Annotated in this window: 21 protein-coding genes and 1 pseudogene; 10 read left to right on the top strand and 12 right to left on the bottom strand. The window is 63.9% G+C overall.

All coding sequences use genetic code 11. The features are described 5' to 3' along the window. The first annotated feature begins 145 nt into the window (after window positions 1–145). From ykgO to X735_RS153180, 3 genes are all read left to right on the top strand, one after another. On the top strand, window positions 146–271 hold the full coding sequence (ykgO, locus tag X735_RS153170) for a type B 50S ribosomal protein L36 (protein WP_006327841.1): 126 nt from the start codon (window positions 146–148) through the stop codon (window positions 269–271). A 111-nt stretch (window positions 272–382) separates the two neighbouring features. After that, window positions 383–988: a hypothetical protein gene (locus X735_RS153175; protein ID WP_023810923.1), complete on the top strand. Its 606-nt coding sequence runs from the start codon at window positions 383–385 to the stop codon at window positions 986–988. Window positions 989–1,144: 156 nt separating this feature from the next. Further along, the gene (locus X735_RS153180; RefSeq protein ID WP_023810922.1) at window positions 1,145–2,209 is read left to right on the top strand and encodes an alpha/beta hydrolase; all 1,065 of its coding nucleotides are present in this window, start codon (window positions 1,145–1,147) and stop codon (window positions 2,207–2,209) included. A gap of 44 nt (window positions 2,210–2,253) precedes the next feature. On the opposite strand, the gene pyk is transcribed toward X735_RS153180, so the two are convergent. Then, window positions 2,254–3,690: a pyruvate kinase gene (gene pyk, locus X735_RS153185; protein ID WP_023810921.1), complete on the bottom strand. Its 1,437-nt coding sequence runs from the start codon at window positions 3,688–3,690 to the stop codon at window positions 2,254–2,256. After that, window positions 3,687–4,175: a DUF1036 domain-containing protein gene (locus X735_RS0134130; protein WP_032909125.1), complete on the bottom strand. Its 489-nt coding sequence runs from the start codon at window positions 4,173–4,175 to the stop codon at window positions 3,687–3,689. The genes pyk and X735_RS0134130 overlap by 4 nt, the downstream gene beginning before the upstream one ends. Before the next feature lie 244 nt (window positions 4,176–4,419). Between X735_RS0134130 and X735_RS153190 the strand changes: the two genes are divergently transcribed. The 3 genes from X735_RS153190 (at window position 4,420) to X735_RS153200 (ending at window position 6,836) form a co-directional block, all read left to right on the top strand. Further along, window positions 4,420–5,217, top strand: a complete 798-nt coding sequence (locus X735_RS153190; RefSeq protein WP_023810920.1) for an N-formylglutamate amidohydrolase — start codon at window positions 4,420–4,422, stop codon at window positions 5,215–5,217. Window positions 5,218–5,228: 11 nt separating this feature from the next. Then, window positions 5,229–5,537 carry a DUF1244 domain-containing protein gene (locus tag X735_RS153195; RefSeq protein ID WP_023810919.1) on the top strand — a complete coding sequence of 103 codons (309 nt, stop codon included), beginning with the start codon at window positions 5,229–5,231 and terminating at the stop codon, window positions 5,535–5,537. 123 nt (window positions 5,538–5,660) lie between these two features. Further along, entirely contained in the window at window positions 5,661–6,836 is a 1,176-nt protein-coding gene (locus tag X735_RS153200) for an MFS transporter (RefSeq protein ID WP_023810918.1), read from the top strand. Here X735_RS153200 and X735_RS153205 read toward each other — a convergent pair. After that, the gene (locus tag X735_RS153205; RefSeq protein ID WP_023810917.1) at window positions 6,800–7,708 is read right to left on the bottom strand and encodes a LysR family transcriptional regulator; all 909 of its coding nucleotides are present in this window, start codon (window positions 7,706–7,708) and stop codon (window positions 6,800–6,802) included. The two genes, X735_RS153200 and X735_RS153205, sit on opposite strands and share 37 nt — an antisense overlap. A gap of 114 nt (window positions 7,709–7,822) precedes the next feature. On the opposite strand from X735_RS153205, the gene X735_RS153210 reads away from it, so the two are divergent. Together X735_RS153210 and X735_RS153215 are read left to right on the top strand one after the other, a co-directional pair. After that, window positions 7,823–8,032 (top strand): DUF680 domain-containing protein, encoded by a 210-nt coding sequence (locus X735_RS153210; protein WP_023810916.1) that lies wholly within the window; start codon window positions 7,823–7,825, stop codon window positions 8,030–8,032. Between the two features lie 76 nt (window positions 8,033–8,108). Continuing rightward, window positions 8,109–9,068 (top strand): SDR family oxidoreductase, encoded by a 960-nt coding sequence (locus tag X735_RS153215; RefSeq protein ID WP_023810915.1) that lies wholly within the window; start codon window positions 8,109–8,111, stop codon window positions 9,066–9,068. 63 nt (window positions 9,069–9,131) lie between these two features. Here X735_RS153215 and X735_RS1000000167455 read toward each other — a convergent pair whose 3' ends face one another. From X735_RS1000000167455 to X735_RS153240, 6 genes are all read right to left on the bottom strand, one after another. Continuing rightward, window positions 9,132–9,290 carry a DUF3309 family protein gene (locus X735_RS1000000167455; protein ID WP_023810914.1) on the bottom strand — a complete coding sequence of 53 codons (159 nt, stop codon included), beginning with the start codon at window positions 9,288–9,290 and terminating at the stop codon, window positions 9,132–9,134. Between the two features lie 92 nt (window positions 9,291–9,382). Beyond that, entirely contained in the window at window positions 9,383–12,562 is a 3,180-nt protein-coding gene (locus X735_RS153220; protein ID WP_023810913.1) for an efflux RND transporter permease subunit, read from the bottom strand. 86 nt (window positions 12,563–12,648) lie between these two features. After that, window positions 12,649–13,821: an efflux RND transporter periplasmic adaptor subunit gene (locus tag X735_RS153225; RefSeq protein WP_031213157.1), complete on the bottom strand. Its 1,173-nt coding sequence runs from the start codon at window positions 13,819–13,821 to the stop codon at window positions 12,649–12,651. A gap of 154 nt (window positions 13,822–13,975) precedes the next feature. Further along, a complete protein-coding gene (locus tag X735_RS153230) occupies window positions 13,976–14,584 on the bottom strand; it encodes a hypothetical protein (RefSeq protein WP_023810911.1) in 609 nt (202 codons plus the stop codon). After that, window positions 14,581–16,854 carry a xanthine dehydrogenase family protein molybdopterin-binding subunit gene (locus X735_RS153235; RefSeq protein WP_023810910.1) on the bottom strand — a complete coding sequence of 758 codons (2,274 nt, stop codon included), beginning with the start codon at window positions 16,852–16,854 and terminating at the stop codon, window positions 14,581–14,583. The genes X735_RS153230 and X735_RS153235 overlap by 4 nt, the downstream gene beginning before the upstream one ends. A gap of 2 nt (window positions 16,855–16,856) precedes the next feature. Further along, window positions 16,857–17,318 carry a (2Fe-2S)-binding protein gene (locus X735_RS153240; protein WP_023810909.1) on the bottom strand — a complete coding sequence of 154 codons (462 nt, stop codon included), beginning with the start codon at window positions 17,316–17,318 and terminating at the stop codon, window positions 16,857–16,859. Between the two features lie 122 nt (window positions 17,319–17,440). Between X735_RS153240 and X735_RS153245 the strand changes: the two genes are divergently transcribed. Continuing rightward, window positions 17,441–18,040, top strand: a complete 600-nt coding sequence (locus tag X735_RS153245; RefSeq protein ID WP_023810908.1) for a TetR/AcrR family transcriptional regulator — start codon at window positions 17,441–17,443, stop codon at window positions 18,038–18,040. A gap of 23 nt (window positions 18,041–18,063) precedes the next feature. On the opposite strand, the gene X735_RS153250 is transcribed toward X735_RS153245, so the two are convergent. The 3 genes from X735_RS153250 to X735_RS153260 form a co-directional block, all read right to left on the bottom strand. Beyond that, window positions 18,064–19,197 carry a patatin-like phospholipase family protein gene (locus X735_RS153250; protein ID WP_031213140.1) on the bottom strand — a complete coding sequence of 378 codons (1,134 nt, stop codon included), beginning with the start codon at window positions 19,195–19,197 and terminating at the stop codon, window positions 18,064–18,066. A 46-nt stretch (window positions 19,198–19,243) separates the two neighbouring features. Next, window positions 19,244–20,035 (bottom strand): 3-hydroxybutyrate dehydrogenase, encoded by a 792-nt coding sequence (locus X735_RS153255; RefSeq protein WP_196815324.1) that lies wholly within the window; start codon window positions 20,033–20,035, stop codon window positions 19,244–19,246. A 177-nt stretch (window positions 20,036–20,212) separates the two neighbouring features. Then, on the bottom strand, window positions 20,213–21,301 hold the full coding sequence (locus X735_RS153260) for a citrate synthase/methylcitrate synthase (RefSeq protein WP_023810905.1): 1,089 nt from the start codon (window positions 21,299–21,301) through the stop codon (window positions 20,213–20,215). Between the two features lie 93 nt (window positions 21,302–21,394). Between X735_RS153260 and X735_RS153265 the strand changes: the two are divergent. Next, window positions 21,395–21,910, top strand: a pseudogene (locus X735_RS153265) (citrate synthase); the annotation flags it as partial.

The raw sequence follows: 21,910 nt of genomic DNA, 5'->3' as shown, positions 1-21,910 counted from the left end.
GGATGATTCACAGCCGCAATGGAGCACGCTTGCGGTTGACAGGGACAAGGCTCCTCGTTTATGAGCCACCCACAGTTCAAAGGCGCGTCTTCTGGCGCGCCTTAAAATTTCGACCCGGACCGGGTCCACACCGACAGGCAAGACCATGAAGATCAAGAATTCGCTCAAGGCGCTGAAGGCGCGTCACCGCGACAACCAGCTGGTTCGCCGCAAGGGCCGCGTCTACATCATCAACAAGACCGCCCCGCGCTACAAGGCACGCCAGGGCTGAGCTTTCGGGCAGGAGGCTGTTGCCTCCGCCCATTTGATGCTTGTTGCCGCCTGCCGGCCTTTCACGCCAAATTCAGTTTGACGTTCCGCCGCCCGGGACTAGAGTCCGGTGATGCGGATTCTTTTTGCATTTTTGACATCTCTGCTTGTTTCCGGCGCCATTTATGGCCCGGCATGGGCGGATGATGCTGTCGCGCCGCCGGCCACTCAGGACGCCCCGCCCGCCGCAACGACGAAACAAGCCCGCCTCGACCAGTTGTTCAGCGATCTGAAACGCGAGCGCAACGAAAAGGCGGCGGAGCGCATCGCCGGCAACATCTGGAGCGAGTGGTCGCAATCCGGCAGCGCCTCGATCGGCCTGATGATGCAATGGTCGCAAAAAGCCGTCGAAAGCCAGAAATTCGACGTCGCGCTCGATTTCCTCGACCAAGTGGTGACTTTGCAGCCGACCTATGCCGAAGGCTGGAACCGGCGTGCCACCGTGCATTTCATGATGAAGAACTACGGCAAGTCGATGTCCGACATCGACCATACGCTGCAGCTCGAGCCGCGCCATTTCGGTGCGCTGTCCGGCCTGGCGCAGATCATGGCGTTGACCGGCCACAAGCAATCGGCGCTCGAGGCCTGGCAAAAGGTGCTGGCCATCTATCCGATGATGCGCAGCGCCCAGGACCAGGTCGGCACGATTTCGGAGGAACTTGCCGGTGAAGGCATTTGATTGCTCTAGGGGAGTGGGGAGAATAAGGCAGTAGGGGCAGATTGTACCTGCGGAACACACACCCTACTCCCCTACTCCCCTACTCCCCTACTCCCCTACTCCCCTACTCCCCTACTCCCCTACAACTCATCCCCCTCCACCTCCGTATCTCCCCCCATGAACCTGATCTACGCCGCCCTTGCCTTCCTGATGGCGCTTGTCTTCGGCTTTGTCGGCGTCACCCGCGTCGGATCATGGCTGATCGAGCGCCGCAATCCGCCGATCGGCGAGTTCGCCGAAATCGACGGCGCCCGCATCCATTATGTCCATGTCTCGGCACCCGCCAATGCCGAGCTGCCGCCGATCGTCTTCATCCACGGCGCCAGCGCCAACCTCAGGGACCAGATGCTGCCGCTGCGCCCCTTGCTCGAAGGCCGCGCCGAAATGTTGTTCTTCGACCGGCCAGGCCATGGCTGGTCGGGTCGCGGCACCAACAACGAGAACCCGTCGGCGCAGGCCAACACCATTGCCGCACTGATGGACCATCTCGGCATTAAGAAGGCTATCATCGTCGGCCACTCCTTCGGCGGCGTGGTGACATCGGCCTTTGGCCGGGAGCATCCCGACAAGACGCTCGGGCTGGTCTTCCTCGCACCGGCGACCCACCCATGGCCGGGCGGCGCAACCGCCTGGTACTACAATCTGACCACCATGCCGGTGCTCGGTTGGTTGTTTTCCGAGATGCTGACCTATCCGGCCGGTACACTGCAGATGGCTGACGCCACCACCTGCGTCTTTTCGCCCAACAAGGTGCCGGACAATTATCTCAGCTCGGCCTCTATCCCGCTGGTGCTGCGACCAACAGCCTTTCGTGCCAACGCCACCGATGTCGCCGGGCTCTATCGCTATGCCCTCGGCGCCGCACCGCGCTACAACGAGATCAAGGCGCCAACCGTGGTCATTTCAGGCGATCGCGACAAGGTGGTCTATGCACATATCCATTCGGTCGGCCTGGCGCGCGACATTGCCGGTGCCGAACTCGTCTGGGTGCACAATCTCGGCCACAAGCCAGACTGGATCGCGCCCGACCTGACCGTCGGCGCCATCGAGAAGGTCGCCGGGAAGAGTATAGACCTGCAGGCGATGGCAACGGCAGTGGAGGCGCGCATCGCCGGCGACGCCTACGGCGCCGGCAGATGCGCCGATATCAAGGTACCGCAGGCCGAACTCGCGCCGACCTAAAGCGGATCGCCTGAATCCGTTCAGAGGCGACACGCTTTAGGAATCTAGCGGCTGACTTGTGTGTCCGATCCGATATAGGCGATGCGCAGCATGTTGGTCGAACCCGGTGTCCGCAACGGTACGCCCGCGGTGATGATGACGCGGTCGCCCGGCTTGCCGAAGCCTTCGTCGAAGGCGATGCGGCAGGCGCGATTGACCATGTCGTCGAGGTCGACGGCGTCGGGTGAGACGACGCAATGCGTGCCCCACAAAAGCGACAGCCGCCGCGCCGTGTTGAGGATCGGCGACAGCGCGATAACAGGCACTTGCGGCCGCTCGCGGGCGGCGCGCAGGCCTGTGGTGCCTGATGCGGTGTAGGTGATGATCGCCGCCAGCTTCAGCGTTTCGGCGATCTCGCGCGCGGCCAGCGAAATGGCATCGGCGCCAGTCGCCTCCGGCTCGGAGCGCTGGGCGTTGATGATGCCGGCATAGGTCGGATCGGTTTCGACCTTGGTGGCGATACGGTTCATCATTGCCACGGCCTCGACGGGATAGGCACCCGCCGCCGATTCCGCCGACAGCATGATGGCATCGGCGCCTTCGAAGACGGCGATCGAAACATCGGACACCTCGGCGCGGGTCGGCACCGGTGCCGTGATCATCGATTCCAGCATCTGCGTCGCAACCACCACCGGCTTGCCGGCGCGGCGTGCGGCGCGCGTGATCTGCTTCTGGATGCCGGGCACCGCCTCGAGCGGCATCTCGACGCCGAGATCGCCGCGGGCGACCATCAGCGCGTCGGACAGTTCGATGATTTCGGCCAGCCGGGCGACAGCCTGCGGCTTCTCGATCTTGGCCATGATCAGCGCCCGGCCGCGTGCGATCTTGCGCGCTTCGGCCAGATCCTCCGGCCGTTGCACGAAGGACAGCGCCACCCAGTCGACGCCTGTGGCCAGCACGGCATCGAGGTCCTTGCGGTCCTTCTCGGTCAGCGCGCCGACCGGCAGATCGGTGTCGGGCAGGCTGACGCCTTTCTTGTCGGAAATCGTGGTGCCGGCGACGACGGTGCAGACGATCGACTTGCCGTCGCTCTTCACCGCCTTCAGCTCGAGCTTGCCATCGTCGATCAGCAGGCGATGGCCGGCTTCGACCGAGCTCAGGATTTCCGGATGCGGCAGATAGACCCTGGTCGAGGTGCCGGGCTCGGGATTGTCATCGAGGGTGAAGGTCTGGCCTTGCGTCAGCACTTCCTTGCCGTTGGCGAACTTGCCGACGCGCAGCTTTGGCCCTTGCAGATCGGCGAGGATGCCTATCGGCCGGCCAACGGCTTCCTCGACAGCGCGGATGCGTCCGACCAGCGTGCGCATCAATTCGTGATCGGTATGGCTCATATTGATGCGGAACACATCGGCGCCCGCTTCGAACAGTTTCTTCAGCATCTCCTCCGAGGAGGAGGCTGGACCGATGGTGGCTAGGATCTTGACCTTGCGGCTACGTCTCATTGACTGTTTGTTCCCGGGGCGGCTGGAGCGCCTCCCGTTGTGGACTCATCGGTCAGCTGGACCATCCAGCTTGCCTGTTCGCCCGTGTCATATTCCTGGAATCCGGCGCGCTGGAAGCCCCGGGCGACGCAGTCGGTTACGCCTGCGATCTTGAACTCTTTTTCAGCCACGCACATGTTGATCGGGCCGTCCCAGCGTCCACCGCGTTCGGCGTCTTCTGCATAAAGATAGTAAAACCTTGATGACAGCGGCCCTTCGATCAGCGTCTTGCAACTCGATCCCTCGATGTGCCACCAGCCCTCGGTGATCCAGCCGGCCTTGGCGCGATAGCCGATGCCGACGCCGACCAGGTTCTGCGTGGCGTTGCAGACGCGGAAATCGGCACGCGCCGGCGAAGCCACGACCACCGCCGACAGGCCGATGGCAAGCGTGAGGAGCGGCATGGCAAAGGCAGCACGCATGCGCTGCCCGCCGGCGGAACTCATCCGAAAACCCCTCAAAAACCACATCAGCATCTCTCTGCGCCCTTTTCGGAAAAGTCCGGGCGCATGTCAACGCACCGTTTTGTCCAATTCCAATCGATTTAGAAAGGCTCCGGCGCACAATTCGCCGACGTGTGCCAGATTTCCCGGGAAACCTTGGCCAAACAACGGCATTGCGCAAGCGTCGTCTTCGTGGAATGACGATAGCACCCTCCCCGGAAGCCCGCGAACAGACCATTTCCCGCCAATGACCCGATCCACAGTTTTCGCGCCTTTCGACGTCATCGAGGGCGACCGCAAGCGAGGCATCGTGCTGTTGGGCGATCATGCCCGTCGCGACCTGCCCGACGACTACGGCAGCCTCGGCCTGCCCTCGGCCGAGTTCGACCGGCACATCGCCTATGACATCGGCGTCGAGGCGGTGACGCGCGAACTGGCTGCCCTGCTCGGCGTGCCGGCGGTGCTTGCCAATTTTTCGCGGCTGCTGATCGATCCCAATCGCGGCGAAGACGACCCGACGCTCATTCGCCAGCTTTATGACGGCACTGTCGTACCTGGGAATTACCCCATCGCTGCCGATGAGCGCGAGAGGCGGCTCGACGGGTTCTACCGACCCTATCACGACGCCGTCGGCGCCATGATCGCCTCGGTCGCACAGGCTTCCGCCCAGGCGCCCTTCATCTTTTCGGTGCATTCCTTCACCCCTGCCATGCAAGGAATCCAGCGTCCTTGGCACGTCGGCATCCTGTGGGACCTCGACGACCGCGTGGCGCGGCCGTTGATAGACATGCTGGCGCAGGACAAGAACCTCGTCGTCGGCGACAACGAACCCTATGACGGCGCGCTGCGCGGCGACACCATGTACAAGCACGCCATCGTCAACGGCTTCGCCCATGCGCTGATCGAGATCAGACAGGATCTGATATCGGACCAGAAGGGCGCGCTCGCCTGGGCCGAACGGCTGGCGCCGATCGTTGACGCGATAGACCGCCGTCCCGATATACATGTGGTGAAGATGTTCGGCTCGCGCACCGGGCCGCTATGACGGAGGTTTCGATGAACGAACTCAGCGACGAGCAGCAACGCGATTTCGAGGCGGCCGCCTTCCGCCGGCTGGTCGAGCATCTGCGCGAGCGCAACGATGTGCAGAACATCGACCTGATGAACCTCGCCGGCTTCTGCCGCAACTGCCTGTCGAACTGGTATCGCGAGGCAGCCAATGCCGAGGGCGTCGAACTCAGCAAGGATCAGTCGCGCGAGATCGTCTACGGCATGCCTTATGGGGAGTGGCAGGCGCTCAACCAGACCGAGGCCTCCGACGCCAAGAAGGCCGAATTCGAGGCAAGGCGCCCCCACGACCATTGACGCCGTCGCCCCAGCGATCGCTTAAGGCTGTGTTTGGCCCAAAACGCTTCCCGAAAGAGCCTTGACTGAAAATTGAATCGATCTAATTTGCCGCGCGAAGCCATTTTCAGCGGGATTCGCCTCATGAACGCGTCAACTGCCAAGCTGACTGCCATTCGCGGACGATGGGCGCTCGCGGCCATTTTCCTCGCCAACGGCTTCCTGACGGGCAGCTGGGCGCCGCAGATTCCGGTGTTCCTGACGCGGCTGGAAATTTCGAAGTTCACGCTCGGCCTGCTGATTCTCCTATTCGGGGTCGGTGCCGTCGTCGCGATGACCTGGTGCGGCCATTTGATCTCCAGACATGGTTCGCGCACCGTACTGCGCTGGTTCGCCCTGTGCGGCAGCCTCGGTCTGATGGTCGTGGCGCTGGCGCCCAACGTACCGCTGGCGGCCGCGGCCATGATCATCTTCGGCGGCTCGATCGGTGGCATGGACGTTGCCATGAATGCCAATGCCGTGGTGGTCGAACGGCGGCTCTCCCGCGCCGTCATGTCGTCCTCGCACGGCTTCTGGAGTCTCGGCGGCTTCGCCGGCGGCGGCCTCGGCGGCTTTGCCATCCAGCACTACGGCCACCTCGCCCACGCGGTGGCGGTAACGGTGTTTGCCTTCGCGGTGATCGCGGTGGCCGTTCGCCATCTCCTCACCGAAGACAGACCGCAGGCAGCCGAGCACCACAAATTCGCACTGCCGGCAAACCCGCTGGTTTATCTGATCGGACTGATGGCGCTGCTGGCGATGATCTCCGAAGGCGCGGTGCTCGACTGGGCAGCCCTGTATCTGCGCCAGGAACTCGGCGCCGATCTCGCCGTTGCCGGCCTCGCCTACGCCGGATTTTCGGGCGTCATGGCGGTTACGCGGTTCTTCGGCGACGGCATACGCAATCGCTTCGGCGCGGTGACGACGCTGCGCGTGTCGGCCCTCGTAGCCGCGGTCGGCATGCTGGTGGCTGGCCTGGCGCCCTCGCCCTGGCTCGCTATTGCAGCCTTTGCCTTTTGCGGCTTCGGCATCGCCAATATGGTGCCAATCATCTTTTCGGCCGGCGGCAACCAGGAAGGCATGTCTTCCGGCACCGGCATGAGCGTGGTCACCACTATCGGATACTGCGGCATACTGGTGGCGCCGTCGGCGATCGGCTTCGTTGCCGAGCATTCCAGCTTCGGCCCGATCTTCATCACCATGTCGGGACTGCTGATCATCGTGTTGCTGATGGCCGGGCTGGCTCACCGCGCCGAATTCGCGCCAGCACCCGCCGAATAGCGTTTCAGCTCCTCATGCAGAAAATCCACCACCCGGCGGATGCGCACGCTGGTACGCACATCGCGATGCATCGCCAGCCACACCGGCAGAACTGGCAGCGGCAGGTCAGGCAGCACCTTCTCTATCAAAGGATCCCTGTCGGCCAGCGGCTCCTGACCGAGGCCGATGCCGTTTCCCGCCCGCACCGCTTCCCACAAAACGATCTGGTTGTCGGCCCTGAAGCGGAAGCTGCTCCGGGTGACGGGGATACCATGCTGGGTAAAGCCCCTGATGATCTCGTCGCCGCGGTCGAAGCCGACCAGGTCGTGGTCGACAAGGTCGGCGGGCTTCAGCGGAGGGCCGCGCCTGTCGAGATAGGATTTGGCGGCGCAGGCGCAGAGCTCGATATCGCAGACCTTGCGTGCCATCAGCTCGTTCTGCGCCGGCTTGACCATGCGGATGGCGATGTCGGCATCTCGACGCAGCAGGTTTTCGACCTGGTTGGAGGCGACGATCTCGACCTCGATGCCGGGCTCCTCGATCCCCAGCCGCATCGTCATTTCAGGCAGGACATAGGCCGCCACCACCTCGCTGGCGGCGATGCGCACCGTGCCTTCGATGGCCTCTACCGAACCCAGCGCCAGCAATGAGAAGGCGCTTGCCTGCTCACTGACCGCCTTGCCGCGTTCGAACAGCGTGCTGCCGGCCTCCGTCAGTTCGTAGCCGTGCCGTCCTCGACGGAACAGTGTGACGCCCAGCGCCTGTTCCAACTCGCCGATGTGACGGCCAAGCGTCGGCTGGCTGGCCGAAAGCTTTCGCGCGGCGGCCGACAGGCTGCCGGATTCCGCCACGGCGACAAAGCTCTTGATCAGGTTCCAGTCGATTTCAGCCATTCATTTATGAATATCAGATCGCCATCTGTAGTCAATTTCCATTCGCGTTCGGAGCGACCATATTCCGGCTGCAGACACCAACACGGACTGCAAACACCAACCAGGAGAACTCAGATGACCAAGATCGCTCTCACCACCGCCGCCATCCTCATTTCCGTCAGCGCCGCTTTTGCCGGCAGCGACAAGTTTGGGTCGAACGACGCCAGCCAGCCGACTGTCACCAGCACCGACAACACGACCACCGCTTCGATCCACAACCCGGATGCGGCCGTCCGGCAGCCGGTCACGCAAGGCAGCAACCGCGACCTCTTCGGCAGCCGCTGATCTCGATCGCGCTTGTCGCTGATCCCGATCGCGCGTCCAGACCGGCCACGCAAATCCCAACCCAGGAGTGCTTCCAATGACCAGTATCGCAATTCTCGGTGCCAATGGCCGGCTCGGCCGCGTGGTCGCCAAGGCCTTCATCGACGTGGGCTACGAGGTCCGCGCCGTCACCCGCAACGGCAAACTGCCAACTGAACTTGAAGGCGCTACGGCCGTTGCCGGTGACGCGCTCGACCGGGAAGCGCTGATCCGCGCCACGGAAGGTGTCGATATCATCTTCAACGGCCTCAACCCGATCTACACCGAATGGGTCAAGTGCCTGCCGATCGCCGAGAATGTCATGGCCGCTTGCCATGCCAACAACGCACTGCATCTCTTTCCCGGGACCGTATACAATTACGGATCGCCGATGCCGGAGGTGATCACGGAAGACACGCCGTTCCGCCCGACGACCGACAAGGGGCGCATCCGCGTCGCCATGGAGGACCTGTTTCACCGCGAGGCCGAAGCACGCCGCGTCCGCACCATCATTTTGCGGGCCGGCGACTTCTTCGGCGGCACCGGCAGCGGCTCGTGGTTCGACTTGGTCGTCGCTGCCAAGATCAACAAGGGTATCTATACGGCGCCCGGCCCGGTCGACCTCGTACATGAATGGGCCTACCTACCGGATCTGGCCAGGGCTTTCGTCGGACTGGCGCAGAACCTGGACAAGCTCGGCGCTTATGAAGCCTTCAACTTCCCCGGCCATCCCGTCACCGACCTGGAGATCAAGGCAGCCGCAGAGAAGGCGCTTGGGCGTCCGCTCAAGATGACCTCGATGGCCTGGTGGGTGCTGCGCGCCGGTAGCCCGTTCGTGGCGATGTGGCGTGAGATCGTGTCGATGTCCTATCTGCGCTTCGAACCGCACCAACTGGCGTCGGCAAGGCTGGAAGGCATCATCGGTGCGATCCCGCACACGCCGCTGGATCAGGCCGTCACTGAAGCTCTCGGGGATATCGGCATTGCCACCGTGACCGGCGTTGCGAAAGCTGCCTGACGTCCGCGATGGCGGGCGATGCTCCTCCGCACATTGACAATCTCCGCGGACTGAGAGGGCGCCTCAGAGCCGTCCCATCAACAGCAGCACCATAAGCACCACCAGCACCACGCCGACAATACCCGAGGGCCCATAGCCCCAGGAGCGCGAATGTGGCCAGGCCGGCACCGCGCCGATGAGGATAAGGACCAGGACGATGATGACGATGGTGGTGATCGGCATGAGAACCCCGCAATTCGACGTTTCGCCCAAGAACAATGCAAAAGGCCGCCCGGTTGTTCCGGGCGGCCTTTTGCGGTCAAATCGGCATTGGTCTATTCGGCGGCTTTCGGAAAGGCGATATCCGGCTCGGCTCCGGTATCCTGCCCCTGCGCATCGGTCGAGGAAATCTCGCCCTTGCCACGCCGGAACAGCCGGCTGAACCAACCGCGCCGTGCGCCCGGCTTGACCTTGGCGCGGGTGAACACGATCAGCATCGACGGCGTCACCACCAGCGTCAGCACGGTGGCGAAGGACAGGCCGAAGACGATCGCCGAGGACAGCGAAATCCACCATTGCGTCGACGGCGCGTTGATCGTCGTCTCGTGATGGAAGATTTCCAACCCGAGGCCGAAGGCGATCGGCAGCACGCCGAGAATGGCCGAAACAGCCGTCAGCACCACCGGACGGGCGCGCTCGCGGCAAGTCTGCAGCACCGCCTCGACCTTGTCCCAGCCTTCTTCACGCAGCCGGTCATAGGTGTCGATCAGCACGATGTTGTTGTTCACCACCACGCCGGCCAGAGCGATGACGCCGATGCCCGACATGACGATGCCGAACGTCTCGCCTGTTATCAGCAGGCCGAGGAACACGCCGATCGTCGCCATGACCACGCAGGACAGCACCAGCCAGACGCTGGTGAACTTGTTGAACTGCGCCAAGAGCACCAGGAAGATCAGGAAGATCGCCGCCCCGAAGGCCTTGCTAAGAAAGGCGCTGGCTTCGGCGCTGTCCTCGTTCGAGCCGGCCAGCTTCCAGCGGATGCCGCTGCCGAGATCCATGTCGGAGACGGCTTTGGTGACCTGCTCCTGCACAGCCGCGACCTGAGCGCCGGCGGCGACGTTGGCCTGGACGACCACCGTACGCGCGCCGTCGATGCGGTTGAGGATGCCGACCGTCGGCTCGGGCTTGCGCACGACGAAGTTCGAGATCGGCACCGAGCCTTGTGAGGTCTGCACCCTGAGTTCGTCGAGCGTCGACAGCGTGCGCCGGTCTTCGGGCAGCCGCAGCCTTATGTCGACCGCGTCGTCGGCTCCGGCAGGCCGGTATTCCGAGAGCTTCAGCCCGTTGGTCACCAGTTGCACCACCGTCCCGACCGAGGTTGGGCTGATGCCGTACTGCGCCGCCTTGGCACGGTCGACCTCGAGCGCCCAGTCGACACCGGGCGGCGGCAGGCCGTCGGAAATATCAATGACGCCGGGCACCTTGCCGATGCGCGCCGCAACCTCACGGGCCTTGTCGTCGAGCCCCTTGGGGTCGACGGCCGAAAGCCTGATCTGGATCGGCTTGCCGGTCGGCGGACCGGCTTCCGGCACGCGCACCTCGACATCGACGCCGGGAATGCCGGCCATGACGCCGCGCAGATCGTCCAGGATGTGGTTCGCCGCCTTGCGCTCGCGCCAGTCGATGAATTCGTACTGGATGACGCCGACGACGTCTTCGGGGATATCCTGGCCGCCGCCTTGCGTCTTGCCGACGCGGGTGTAGACCGACTTCACGCCCGGCCAGCCGAGCAGCCTGTCTTCCGCGATCTTGGTCGCGGTATCCATTTCGGCCAGCGAAAGATTGCCGCGCGCATGCACGTAGAGCAGGCCGTAATCCGGTTCGACATTCGGGAAGAACTCGACGCCGGCGCCGTATTTCGAATAGGCAAAGCCGACGCCGAACAAGAGCGCGACGGTCAGCACCAGCACGGTGATGGGGAAGCGCACCGCCTGCTTGACGATCGCCATGTACCAGCCGTCGCGATTGTCATCCTCATGATGCGGCGGCGCCTTGGCGAAGATCGCACCCAGCGTCGGCGCGAAGACAAGCGCATAGAGCATCGAGGCCGACAGCGTGACGATCAGCGTGATCGGCATGTACTTCATGAAGTCGCCGATGATGCCCGGCCAGAACAGCAGCGGTGAGAAGGCGGCGATGCGCGTCATCGTCGCGGCGATGACCGGACCGGCCATGCGCTTGGCTGCGAGCGCGAAGGCTTCCTCCTTCGGCATGCCTTTGCTCATCCGCCGTTCGGCGAACTCGGTGACGATGATGGCGTCGTCGACCAGCATGCCGACGGCCAGGATCAGGCTGAACAGCACGATCATGTTGATCGTGTAGCCCATCATCGCCAGCAGCAGGATGCCGATCAGGAACGACGACGGAATCGCAAGCCCGATGAGCAGCGAGGCGCGGCCGGACAGCGCGTAGAGGATGACGATGAACACCAGGATGACGGCGATCATCACATGGTTCTGCAGGTCGCCGAGCAGCTGGTTGACGAAGACCGACTTGTCCTGCGTGTAGGTGACGTTCATGCCCTCGGGCATCGACTTGACGAACTCGTCGGACACCGTTCGCACCTTGGCGACGGTGTCGATCAGGTTGGAGCCGATGCGCTTCTTGACTTCGATGGCGATGGCCGGCTTGCCGTTGAGACGGGTCACCGTCTCGGCATCCTTGAAGGTCGAACGGATCGTCGCGATGTCCTTGGCCTGCACCACGGCATTGGGGCCGGCGACCACAGGCAGTGCGGCGACATCCTCCGGCGTTTCGATCAGCGACGGCACCTTGACGGCGTATTTGCCCTCCGAGCCTTCGATGTTGCCGGCGGCGACCAGGCTGTTGGAGTTGCCGACCGCACCGATCAACTGATCGAGCTGCAATCCATAGGAAGACAGCTTCATCGGATCGATGACGACCTCGACGAGATCATCGCGCGCACCCTGCAGCGAGCCCTCGAGAACACCGGGAACCTCCTCGATGCGGTCGCGCAGTTCACGCGCGGCGGCGGTCAGCACGCGTTCGGGCAGATTTCCCGAGAGCGTGACGACGAGCACGGGAAATTCGGAAATGTTGACTTCGGTGACGACGGGTTCTTCCGCCGCCTGCGGCAGGTCGGCCTTGGCGTCCTGCACTTTGCTGCGCGTGTCCTGCAGCGCGGTGGCCAGATTGGTCTGCGGCTGGAACTCGACCAGCACGTAGCCGCCGCCCTGGAAGGCGGCCGAACGCATCTCCTTGAGGCCCTTCAGGCTTTTCAGCTTGCTTTCCATCGGCCGCAGCAGAAGCCGCTCCGAATCCTCGGGCGAAATGCCCTGATAGATCAGGCTGACATACATCATCGGAATCGGAACGTCGGGCTCCGCTTCCTTTGGCGTCGCCTGATAGGCGACCCAGCCCGCCAGCAGAAGGAAGACGAGGACCGAAATGGTCAGGCGGGCATTGTTGATTGCGAGTCTGACGATATCCATGGCTAACGCCTGTTCTTGAATTTCCACGAGCTGCGTCGCAGCCGATTGTCCCCGCCCAGGGCTAGTCCGTCGCGACTTGTGCTACGCTACTGGGTGCCGGTCGTCGCCTCGCCGAGCAGCTTCTTGATGATCGCCTGGTCGGCCTCGACCGGATTGACCAGATCGCCTTCCTTCACCAGTTCCTGGCCGGCGACGATGATGCGGGCGTCGGCCGGTATGCCGCCGAGGACGAGGCCGGTCGGCGTGTCGTCAACGAGGTCGATCGGGAAGAACGCCACCTTGTTGTCCTTGCCGACGGCACGGATGCCGAGGTCGCCCTTGTCGCCGAGCGTCACAACCGAGCGCGGCAGCAGCACCGCGTCGGTCGGCTGTGCGTTGAGCGCGATTTCCGCCGTCATGCCGGCCGGCACGGAGCCGTCGGCATTGGGGACGGCAACCTCGACGCGGAAGGTGCGGGTCGCCGACGAGGCGTCGCGGCTGATGTAGCGCACGGTGCCTTCGACCGTCTGGCCGCTGACCAGCCGTATGGTGGCCTTGTCGCCGAGCTTGAGATAGCCGAGATCGCGCTCGCTGACTTCGCCACGGGCAATCACCGGATCGAGCTTGAGGATGGTTGCCACCTCGCCGCCTTGCATGACGGAACTGCCAAGTTCCACCGGCACCCGGTCGATAACGCCGTCGAAAGGCGCCTTCACCTCGTTGCGGTCGAGTTCGGCCTGTGCCGTTTCCAGCAGCGACTGCGCCGAGGTCAGGTTCGAGCGCGCGGTGTCGAGCTGCAGCTTCGGCAGATTGCCGGTCTTCATCAGCCGCAAGGCTGCGTCCAGCTCGGCCTGGCGCTGCACCACCAACTGCTTGGCGTTGTCGACCATCGAGATCTTTTCTTCCGCCGCAAGCATCAGCACCAGATCCCCCGTCTTGACGTGATCGCCTTGCTTGACAGGTAGCTTGTCGATGACACCGGCGACGCGCGTCGCCAGCACCGCCCGCTTGTCGGCTTCGGTCAGCCCGGAAATGCGGATGGCGCGTGCATAGGTCTTGCGAGGCGGTGTCACCACCGCGACCGTGCGCAGCGGTGCCTTCGGCTCGGCTTCCGCCGTCTTCGGCTTGCTCGCGTCCGGCGCCTTGGCCTGTTCGGCTTCGGCTGCTTTGGCTTTGTTGGCGGCTACGCTGCCGACCGACGAAAACTCGCCTGTCGCCATCCACGCCGCGAAACCAATGAGCACAACAACGGCTGCAAGCTTGTGAAACCTGATTCTCATCGTCGTTTTTTCCACTGCGGGTTCGGCCAGCGTCCTCATAACGCGGGCGCGTCGCCGATATGGGTGCGCGCCGAGCCGTGTTCAATTTGCCGTGATCGGCGAAGCGCGCTTCTACATCAAAGTTGCACCGCAATATAGTCTGAAAGTTGCAAGATCATTGCGCCGGCGGACAAGATGCGCCGGCCGCTGCCCAGTTTTCGATCGCTTGATAGGTTGCTTCGGCGGAGCCCGGGGCTGGTTCACGACCCGATCCTGGCGCCCAGCCCCAGGCGACCAATCTGTCGTCGCGAACATGCAGCGCGATATCTTTCAAGCTACGGTTGCCGTTGCGCAGGGGATCCTTGATCTGGGCGCAGATTTCGGCCGAGGATCTGCCGAACCAGGCCATCTCGGCTGGCGCCAGATGCCAGTTCTCGGCCCCGGGCGGACCGTGCAATGCCTTGGAATTGCTGGCGAAATGGCAAGTCGTGCAGCGCAGGCCCGGATTGCCGAAGCCCGACCCGTCAGCACCCCGCTGGACATTGAAGGCGTGAACGCGCGTACCGCCGTAATGCGCACCCGACCAGCGCGGCCGCTCGTCCGCGACATGACAGTCGGCGCAGCGCGGATGCGAGAACACCGCATAGACCTTGTCCCATTCGGACAGGCCTTTCGCCGCGTCGACGGTCGCCGGCGCCGGCATCTGGCTCTCTTGCGCGATCGCAAACGGCGCTGCGAGCACGAGCATGGCAGCAGGCGTCAGCATGATGAGGAGCTTCTTCATGCGAAGGCCACCGTTTTCGACAGCGGCAGCGTGCGGACGCGCTTTCCGGTGAGCGCGAAGATGGCGTTGGCGAGCGCCGGAGCCGCCGGCGGTGTGCCGACCTCGCCGACGCCGCCCATCTTGTGGAAGTTTTCCAGGATGGCGACTTCGAAGACCGGGCACTGGAAGATCCGCATGGCGTCGAAATCGTGGAAGTTCGACTGTTCGACCATGCCGTCGGCGAAGGTGATTTCCTGACCCATAGCTGCGGAGAGTCCGTAGATGGCGGCCGAAATCAGCTGCGCCTCGATGATGCCGGGATCGAGCGCGGTGCCGACATCGGCGGCGATCCACACCTTCTCGATGCGGATGCCGGCCGGCGTGTCCGCCACCTGGACGATCTCGCCGACCCAACTGCCGAAGGACAGCGTGAAGGCGATACCCCTGGCCTTGCCGGCGGGCAGCGCCTCGCCCCATTTCGCCATCGCGGCGACTTTCTCCACCACCTTCACCGCCGAGGGATAAGCGGCCATCAGTCTCTTGCGCATCTCGACCGGATCGATTTTTCCGGCAATGGCGATCTCGTCCATGAAACCCTCATGGAAGAAGCCGTTGACCGAACTGCCGACCGAGCGCCAGGAGCCGACAGGGATGGAGACCGGCGCCGCGATACCGCTGACCCGGTAGTTCGGAATGGTGTAGGGCTGGTCATAGGCACCGTCGACGATGCTCTTGTCGGGACCGAGCGGCGATATCGAAGGAAACAGCCGGCGCAGCATGCCGGCAATCACCGATGGCGAGGCCATCCTCATGTCGACGGCGACCGGCATGCCATCGTCGCCGAGCCGCGCCTGGAACTTGCCGATAGCGGCCGGCCGGTAGGCGTCGTGGCGCATGTCTTCTTCACGCGTCCAGGTCACCTTGATCGGGCGCCCGCCCGTCTCCTTCGCCATCAGCGCGGCGCACAGCGCGTAGTCAACCTCGACGCGCCGGCCGAAACCGCCGCCCATGAAGGTGGTGTGCACAGTGATCTTGTCCTGCTCGATGCCGACCGCGTTGGCGCAAAGCTGCCGCACCAGGGTCGGCGCCTGGTTGCCGCACCAGATGTCGAGCGCGCCGTCCCTGAGCTGCGCCGTGGCGTTCATCGGCTCCATCGTCGCATGCGCCAGATAGGGCACCGCATAGTCGGCCTCGACGATCCTTTCACGCGGCGCGTCGGCAAAGGCGGTGTCGACGTCGCCATTGTCGCGCATCACCGACCCCTTGGTGCCGAGCGCCTGCTTCAGGACATCTGAAATAGCGGCGCTGCTGAGCGGGTATTCGGGATCGGACCACTGGGCATCGATCGCCTCGGCCGCCTTGAATGCCGCCCATGTGTTGTCGGCGATGATGCCGAAGCCATGGCCGTAATTCGTCTCCAGCGGCACGATCTTGATCACACCGGGCATTTTCTCGGCTTTCGAGAGGTCCGCCTTGATCGGCGCCGACCAGAAGCGCGGGCTCATCTTGACCGTGCCGTAGACCATGTCCGGCAGCCTGACATCGATGCCGAAGATCGGCGCCCCGGTCACCTTGGCCAGCATGTCGATGCGCTTTTGCGGCTTTCCCAGCAGTTTCCAGTCGGCCCGGTCCTTGAGCCTGACTTCGGCCGGCGGCGCCATCGCGGCGGCGGCCGCGGCGACCGCGCCATAGGTCAGCGACTTGCCGGACGCTTTGTGCAGGATCGAACCGTCGGCCGTTTCCAGATCGGCGGCGGCGACACCGAGTTTTTGCGCCGCAGCCGCGATCAGCATCTGCCGGGCGACTGCACCCGCTTGCCGCATCTTGTCAAAACCGTCGCGTGTCGAAGCCGAACCACCGGTGCCCTGCAGGGCAAGGAACTTGCCGACCACACCGAGACCCGAGCGCACCGCCTGCGCGGTCATGCTCTCGTCGAAGAAGGCGAACGGACCGCCCTCTTCGAGGATCGCGGCGTTGTAATAGGCATGGGAGGCGGGGCCGTGCTCGACCTTGACCCGGTCGAGGCTCACATTGAGTTCTTCGGCGACCATGACGGCGAGCGTCGTCGAAATGCCTTGCCCCATCTCGGCCCGCGGCGCGACGATGGTGATGGTGTTGTCGGCGCCGATCTTCACATAGGGGTTGAAGGTCGCCTCGCCCTTGCCGAGCTCGGCCTCGAGCGGGTTCGGAAAAGGCTTGCGATAATAGTAGTAGCCGACGGCAACGCCGCCCGCGACGGCGGCAGCGCCGATCAGAAACGTGCGGCGGGCGATCTTTCCGACACTGGCCATGGTCAGAGCCCCGCCGTCTTGAGCGCCGCGGCCTTCTTGATGGCCGAGCGGATTTTGGGATAGGTGCCGCAGCGGCAGAGATTGCCGCCCATGGCGTTGTCGATGTCGGCGTCGCTTGGGCTGGCGACTTCGTCGAGCAGCGCCACCGCGCTCATGATCTGGCCGGCCTGGCAGTAGCCGCATTGCGCGACCTGTTCCTCCAGCCATGCCTGCTGCACCGGATGCAGTCCGCCTGCTGTGCCGATGCCTTCGATGGTCGTGACAGCGCCGCTGACCTGGCCAACCGGGAGTGAGCAGGAACGCACCGGCTGACCGTCGACATGAACCGTGCAGGCGCCGCAGGCGGCGATGCCGCAGCCGAATTTCGGCCCGGTCTTGCCAATGAGATCGCGCAGCGCCCACAGCAGCGGCATGTCAGGATCGGCATCGATATCGAAAGACTGACCGTCGACGGTAAGGCGCATGGGGATACCCTTTGTTGTCGTCCACTGCCAAGGGCGAAGCGTCCCCTCGGCCGTTTGGCCCAATACAGATTGACAAATTTCGTCATTTTGTCAAATAGGATTTTGCAGGATAGAATTGCTCCATGAACCAGATCGAAGACATCGCCGCCACAGATCCCAAACGCGTCCGTATCCTGGATGGCGCGATGAAGGTGTTTTTGGCCTATGGCTTCACCCGCACCACCATGGACGACATCGCCCGCGCCGCAGACATGTCGCGCCCGGCGCTCTATCTCTTGTTCAAGAACAAGACCGACATTTTCCGCGCCATCGCCATGATGATCCTGTCGCGCTCGGTCGAGGCGGCAAAGATTGCCCTATCCGGCGATGGCCCTTTCACCGAGCGCATGATGCGGGCCATCGATGAGGCATTCATCTCGATGATGGGCGCGGTCGTTGCCTCGCCGCACGGCGCCGAATTGCTGGATATGAAATCGAGCCTTGGCGATCTGGTCGGCTGCTGGCGCGGCGGGCTTGGCGAACATATTGCCGCCGCGATCCAGGGGGAGGCAGCCAGGAACGGCGTCGACCTGGCGGCCAGGGGCCTGTCGGCGCAACTGCTCACCGACATGCTGCTCGACGGGCTGGAAGGCATGAAGGCGCGGATCAGAGATCCGGAGGGACAGCGGCAGGCGGCCGCTGCCCTGATCAGGGTGATCGACCTCGCCTTGAAAGCTCGATGAAACCAGCTGTATCGGGTTTCAGTTCAGGCCCGACGGCGAACCACCTCCGGATTTTTGCGCACAGCGAGGAATTCCTTGACCCGCCGGCCGGGTGCCGGACCGCGCACCGGCTTGAAGCCGTCATCGAGTTCGCCGGAGAGATCGAGCGTCGGTCGCTTGCCGACGGCGTCGTAATTCTCTTCCAGCCAGTCGCTGGCGGCTGTGCGGCCGAGGTCTCTGAGATACGTCAGGAACGCCCATTCGGCATTGACCTTTGATGACGCCGACAGGTCCTTGAACGCCTCGTCGGCATCGATGCGGTGCATGCGGATGTCGCGATATTCGCCATGCGGCAGACGGCCGGCGGCGATCAGTTCCTTGACGAAGGCGATCGAGCGGAATTCTCGCAGCAGCCCGGCGTTGAAGGTGATCTCGTCGATGCGGTTCTGGATCTCGTTGGCGCTCCTTGGCGTTCCCTCCCGCACCACCGGATTGATCTGCACCAGGAGCACATCCTCGGTCGCCGCGGTCTTGAAGAACGGATAGAGCGCCGGGTTGCCGCCATAGCCGCCGTCCCAGTAGGGCACGCCCTTGATCTCGACGGCGCGGAACAATTGCGGCAGACAGGCCGAAGCCATCACCACGTCGAGGTCGATCTCGCCGTCGGAAAAAACGCGCAACTGTCCGGTCTCGACATTGGTCGCCGAGATGAACAGTTCCATCGACTTGCAGGCGCGGACATTGTCGAAATCGATCTCCTGCTCCACCACGTCGCGCAGCGGGTTAAGGCCGAGCGGATTGGCGACGTAGGGCGAGAACACCCGCGACATGGTGTCGAAGAAGACATAGCCAGGCGTATTCTCGATCGACCAGTTGCCCCAGGCGACATCCCACGGCATGCGCTGCACTGGGCTGAACCGGCCCTTGGCCGCCACCGCGCGCCAGAAATCCTCAAGTTTTTGCCGCGCTCCCTCGACACCGCCGCGCACATATCCGTCGGCCAGCGCCACCGCGTTCATGGCGCCGGCGCTGGTGCCGGACACTGCTGATATCTCCAGCCGTCCGTCCTCCAGCAGGCGGTCGAGCACACCCCAGGAAAAGGCCCCGTGCGAGCCGCCGCCCTGAAGCGCGATGTTGATCGTCTTCTTCGTCTCCTCCGCCTTGCCGTTTTTGGTCATGGCGTCGTCCTTGGTGCGTTTTGGGTAGATGAGAAGATTTCGCGCCTCACGCGGCGGTCCAGCCGCCATCTACCGAGAGATGCGTGCCGTTGATCTGCGCTGCCGCGTCCGAGCACAGGAACACCGCCGCTGCCGCGATCTGCTCTACCGTGACGAATTCCTTGGTCGGCTGCTTGTCCAGCATGACCTCACGGATGACGGTCTCGCGGTCCATCTGATGGGCTTTCATCTGATCGGGGATCTGCGCCTCGACCAGCGGCGTCAGCACATAGCCCGGGCAGATGGCATTGCAGGTGATTTTTTCGCGCGCCAGTTCGAGCGCGACGGTCTTCGTCAATCCCATGATGCCGTGCTTGGCCGAGACATAGGCCGACTTGAACGGCGACGCGACCAGGCCGTGTGCCGAGGCGATGTTGACGATCCGCCCGCCGCCGGCATTTTTCATCAGCGGAATGGCGGCTGCAATGGTGTGGAATGCCGACGACAGGTTGATGGCGATGATGGCGTCCCATTTCTCGATCGGGAACTCTTCCACCGGCGCGACATGCTGGATGCCGGCATTGTTGACCAGGATATCGACCGAACCGAATGTTTCGGCCGCCTTGGCGACAAGCGCCCGGCATTCCGCCGGTTTCGACATATCGGCCTTGATGTAGGCGGTCTTCACTCCATACTGTTTGGCAATTGCGTCGGCCATGGCGTGGTCGGCGGTCGTGTCGGAGAAAGAGTTGACGACGACGTTGCGGCCTTCGGCCGCCAGCGCCTGGGCGATGGCCAGGCCAATGCCCGATGTGGAGCCGGTGATGACTGCGGTTTTTCTGGCGGCCAAGGGCGGAATCCTCTGGTTACGGCAAGAATGCATCTATGTTGCAGTGCAGCATATATGCTCAATACGACGCAATAACAGCGGCCAGATTTGTGGGCGAGATGAAATTTTCGTCATAAGCGGCCACACGGCCGCTCACCAGGAGGATATCGTTTGGATCGCCGGTCGCTCGCCAGGCGCCGATAAGCCTCAGGCAGCCAGCTCCGGCACAGGCCCGACATAGCGCGACTGCGGGCGGATCAGCCGCCCGATCGTCTGCTGCTCGCGCGCATGCGCGATCCAGCCGGCGACGCGCCCGGTGGCAAAGACATTGCTGAAAGCTTGTGGCGGAAAGCCCGCCGCCTCCAGCAGCAGCGCGGTGTAGAACTCGACATTGGTCTGCAGCGAGCGCGACGGCTTGGCAATCCGCAGCACGTCGAGTGCGGCTTGCTCCACTGTCTCCGCGAAGGCCAGCCGGCGGCCGGTTTCGCCCTCGCCGCCGAGTTGCCGCACGACCGCCTTCAGCACATCAGCGCGCGGATCGCGCACGCGGTAGATGCGATGACCGAAACCCATGATGCGCTCGCCATGCGCGATCTCGTCGCGCAGCCAGCCGGCGGCATCGCCATGCGCCTGGATCGCATCCAGCATCTCGATCACCGGGCCTGGCGCACCGCCATGCAGCGGCCCCTTGAGCGCGCCAAGCCCGGCCAGCACGGACGATGTCAGGCCGGCCAGTGTCGAAGCGACCACGCGGGTGGCGAAGGTCGATGCGTTGAGGCCGTGGTCGCAGACGGTCACCAGATAGGTGTCGAGCGCCTTCGCCAGCGCCGGCGAGGCGACGCTGCCGTTCAGCATCCTCAACATGTCGGCGGCATGATCGGCCCGGCTGTCCGGCGCGATCGGCTCCTCGCCGCGCTGCAGGCGCAACAGGGCCGGCGTCAGCACGGCGGGCGCTGCGATGAGCAGCAAGGCGTTCGTCGATGTGTCGCCGTCCGGCAGCAGCGCCATGCCGGCGCGCATGGCGCTGTAGACATCGAGCGACGCCAACAAGGGCAGCGTGAGCAAGAGCCGTTCGAACACGTCCGCACGCGCCTGGCCCAGCGCCCGCGTCAGTTGCGCATCATCGGGAAGGTCGTCGAAGAAGCCATCGAGCAGCAGCCCAACCACCTGGGCATAGTTCCACCGGCCGGCCAACTCCGGCAGCGAATGACCCCGGATCGTCAGACGGCCGCCAAGACCATCCACGTCCGACAGTATTGTTTCCGCCGCCACCACGTCATCGAGCCCATTCGCCATAGCCTTGTCTCCTTGAAGCATTTCCGGATCGGAGATAGAGATGGGCAACGTTTCCATCAATCTTGATCAATAGAATCAATATCAGGGTTCGATATGTCCGAGTGGTTGTCCAGGGAAGAAGCGCTGGAGAGGCTCAAGGTGCGGGCGCAGACGCTGTACGCCTATGTCAGCCGTGGGCGCATCGGCATGCGGCCCGACCGCGCCGATCCGCGCCGCAGCCAGTATCGTGCCGACGACATAGAAGCGCTGGCAACGCGGAGGGCGCGCGGACGGAGCCCATCAGCCATCGCTGAAAGCGCCATTGCCTGGGGCGAGCCCTCGATCGCAACGGCGATCTCGACCGTCTCGCACGGTCGGCTCATCTATCGCGGGCAGGACGCCGCGGTGCTCTCCGGGCACGCCACACTGGAAGAAGCCGCCGCAGTGCTCTGGGCTCTGCCGGAACCGGTGGCTTTCCAAGCACCGTCGCCGGATGCGCCCCATCAAGCCGGCCGGGCCTCGGCTTTCGCGCAACTTGCCGTGCTTGCCGGCCAAGGGCGTCCGTCACTTGGGCGCAGCGCCGCCTCGCTGCATGCCGACGCCGCGCACGCGGTCGGCGTGCTGGCCGGC

The organism is Mesorhizobium sp. L2C084A000 (genome assembly GCF_000502875.1).
In the GTDB taxonomy this organism is placed as follows: Bacteria; Pseudomonadota; Alphaproteobacteria; order Rhizobiales; family Rhizobiaceae; genus Mesorhizobium.
The sequence above is the reverse complement of the archived record's forward strand: the minus strand, read 5'-3'. Positions and strand labels throughout refer to the sequence as shown.

Excerpts from the sequence above, each read along its gene's own strand:
- ykgO (WP_006327841.1), top strand. The coding sequence starts at position 146 with ATGAAGATCAAGAATTCGCTCAAGGCGCTGAAGGCGCGTCACCGCGAC.
- X735_RS153175 (WP_023810923.1), top strand. The coding sequence starts at position 383 with ATGCGGATTCTTTTTGCATTTTTGACATCTCTGCTTGTTTCCGGCGCC.
- X735_RS153180 (WP_023810922.1), top strand. The coding sequence starts at position 1,145 with ATGAACCTGATCTACGCCGCCCTTGCCTTCCTGATGGCGCTTGTCTTC.
- pyk (WP_023810921.1), bottom strand. The coding sequence starts at position 3,690 with ATGAGACGTAGCCGCAAGGTCAAGATCCTAGCCACCATCGGTCCAGCC.
- X735_RS0134130 (WP_032909125.1), bottom strand. The coding sequence starts at position 4,175 with ATGAGTTCCGCCGGCGGGCAGCGCATGCGTGCTGCCTTTGCCATGCCG.
- X735_RS153190 (WP_023810920.1), top strand. The coding sequence starts at position 4,420 with ATGACCCGATCCACAGTTTTCGCGCCTTTCGACGTCATCGAGGGCGAC.
- X735_RS153195 (WP_023810919.1), top strand. The coding sequence starts at position 5,229 with ATGAACGAACTCAGCGACGAGCAGCAACGCGATTTCGAGGCGGCCGCC.
- X735_RS153200 (WP_023810918.1), top strand. The coding sequence starts at position 5,661 with ATGAACGCGTCAACTGCCAAGCTGACTGCCATTCGCGGACGATGGGCG.
- X735_RS153205 (WP_023810917.1), bottom strand. The coding sequence starts at position 7,708 with ATGGCTGAAATCGACTGGAACCTGATCAAGAGCTTTGTCGCCGTGGCG.
- X735_RS153210 (WP_023810916.1), top strand. The coding sequence starts at position 7,823 with ATGACCAAGATCGCTCTCACCACCGCCGCCATCCTCATTTCCGTCAGC.
- X735_RS153215 (WP_023810915.1), top strand. The coding sequence starts at position 8,109 with ATGACCAGTATCGCAATTCTCGGTGCCAATGGCCGGCTCGGCCGCGTG.
- X735_RS1000000167455 (WP_023810914.1), bottom strand. The coding sequence starts at position 9,290 with ATGCCGATCACCACCATCGTCATCATCGTCCTGGTCCTTATCCTCATC.
- X735_RS153220 (WP_023810913.1), bottom strand. The coding sequence starts at position 12,562 with ATGGATATCGTCAGACTCGCAATCAACAATGCCCGCCTGACCATTTCG.
- X735_RS153225 (WP_031213157.1), bottom strand. The coding sequence starts at position 13,821 with ATGAGAATCAGGTTTCACAAGCTTGCAGCCGTTGTTGTGCTCATTGGT.
- X735_RS153230 (WP_023810911.1), bottom strand. The coding sequence starts at position 14,584 with ATGAAGAAGCTCCTCATCATGCTGACGCCTGCTGCCATGCTCGTGCTC.
- X735_RS153235 (WP_023810910.1), bottom strand. The coding sequence starts at position 16,854 with ATGGCCAGTGTCGGAAAGATCGCCCGCCGCACGTTTCTGATCGGCGCT.
- X735_RS153240 (WP_023810909.1), bottom strand. The coding sequence starts at position 17,318 with ATGCGCCTTACCGTCGACGGTCAGTCTTTCGATATCGATGCCGATCCT.
- X735_RS153245 (WP_023810908.1), top strand. The coding sequence starts at position 17,441 with ATGAACCAGATCGAAGACATCGCCGCCACAGATCCCAAACGCGTCCGT.
- X735_RS153250 (WP_031213140.1), bottom strand. The coding sequence starts at position 19,197 with ATGACCAAAAACGGCAAGGCGGAGGAGACGAAGAAGACGATCAACATC.
- X735_RS153260 (WP_023810905.1), bottom strand. The coding sequence starts at position 21,301 with ATGGCGAATGGGCTCGATGACGTGGTGGCGGCGGAAACAATACTGTCG.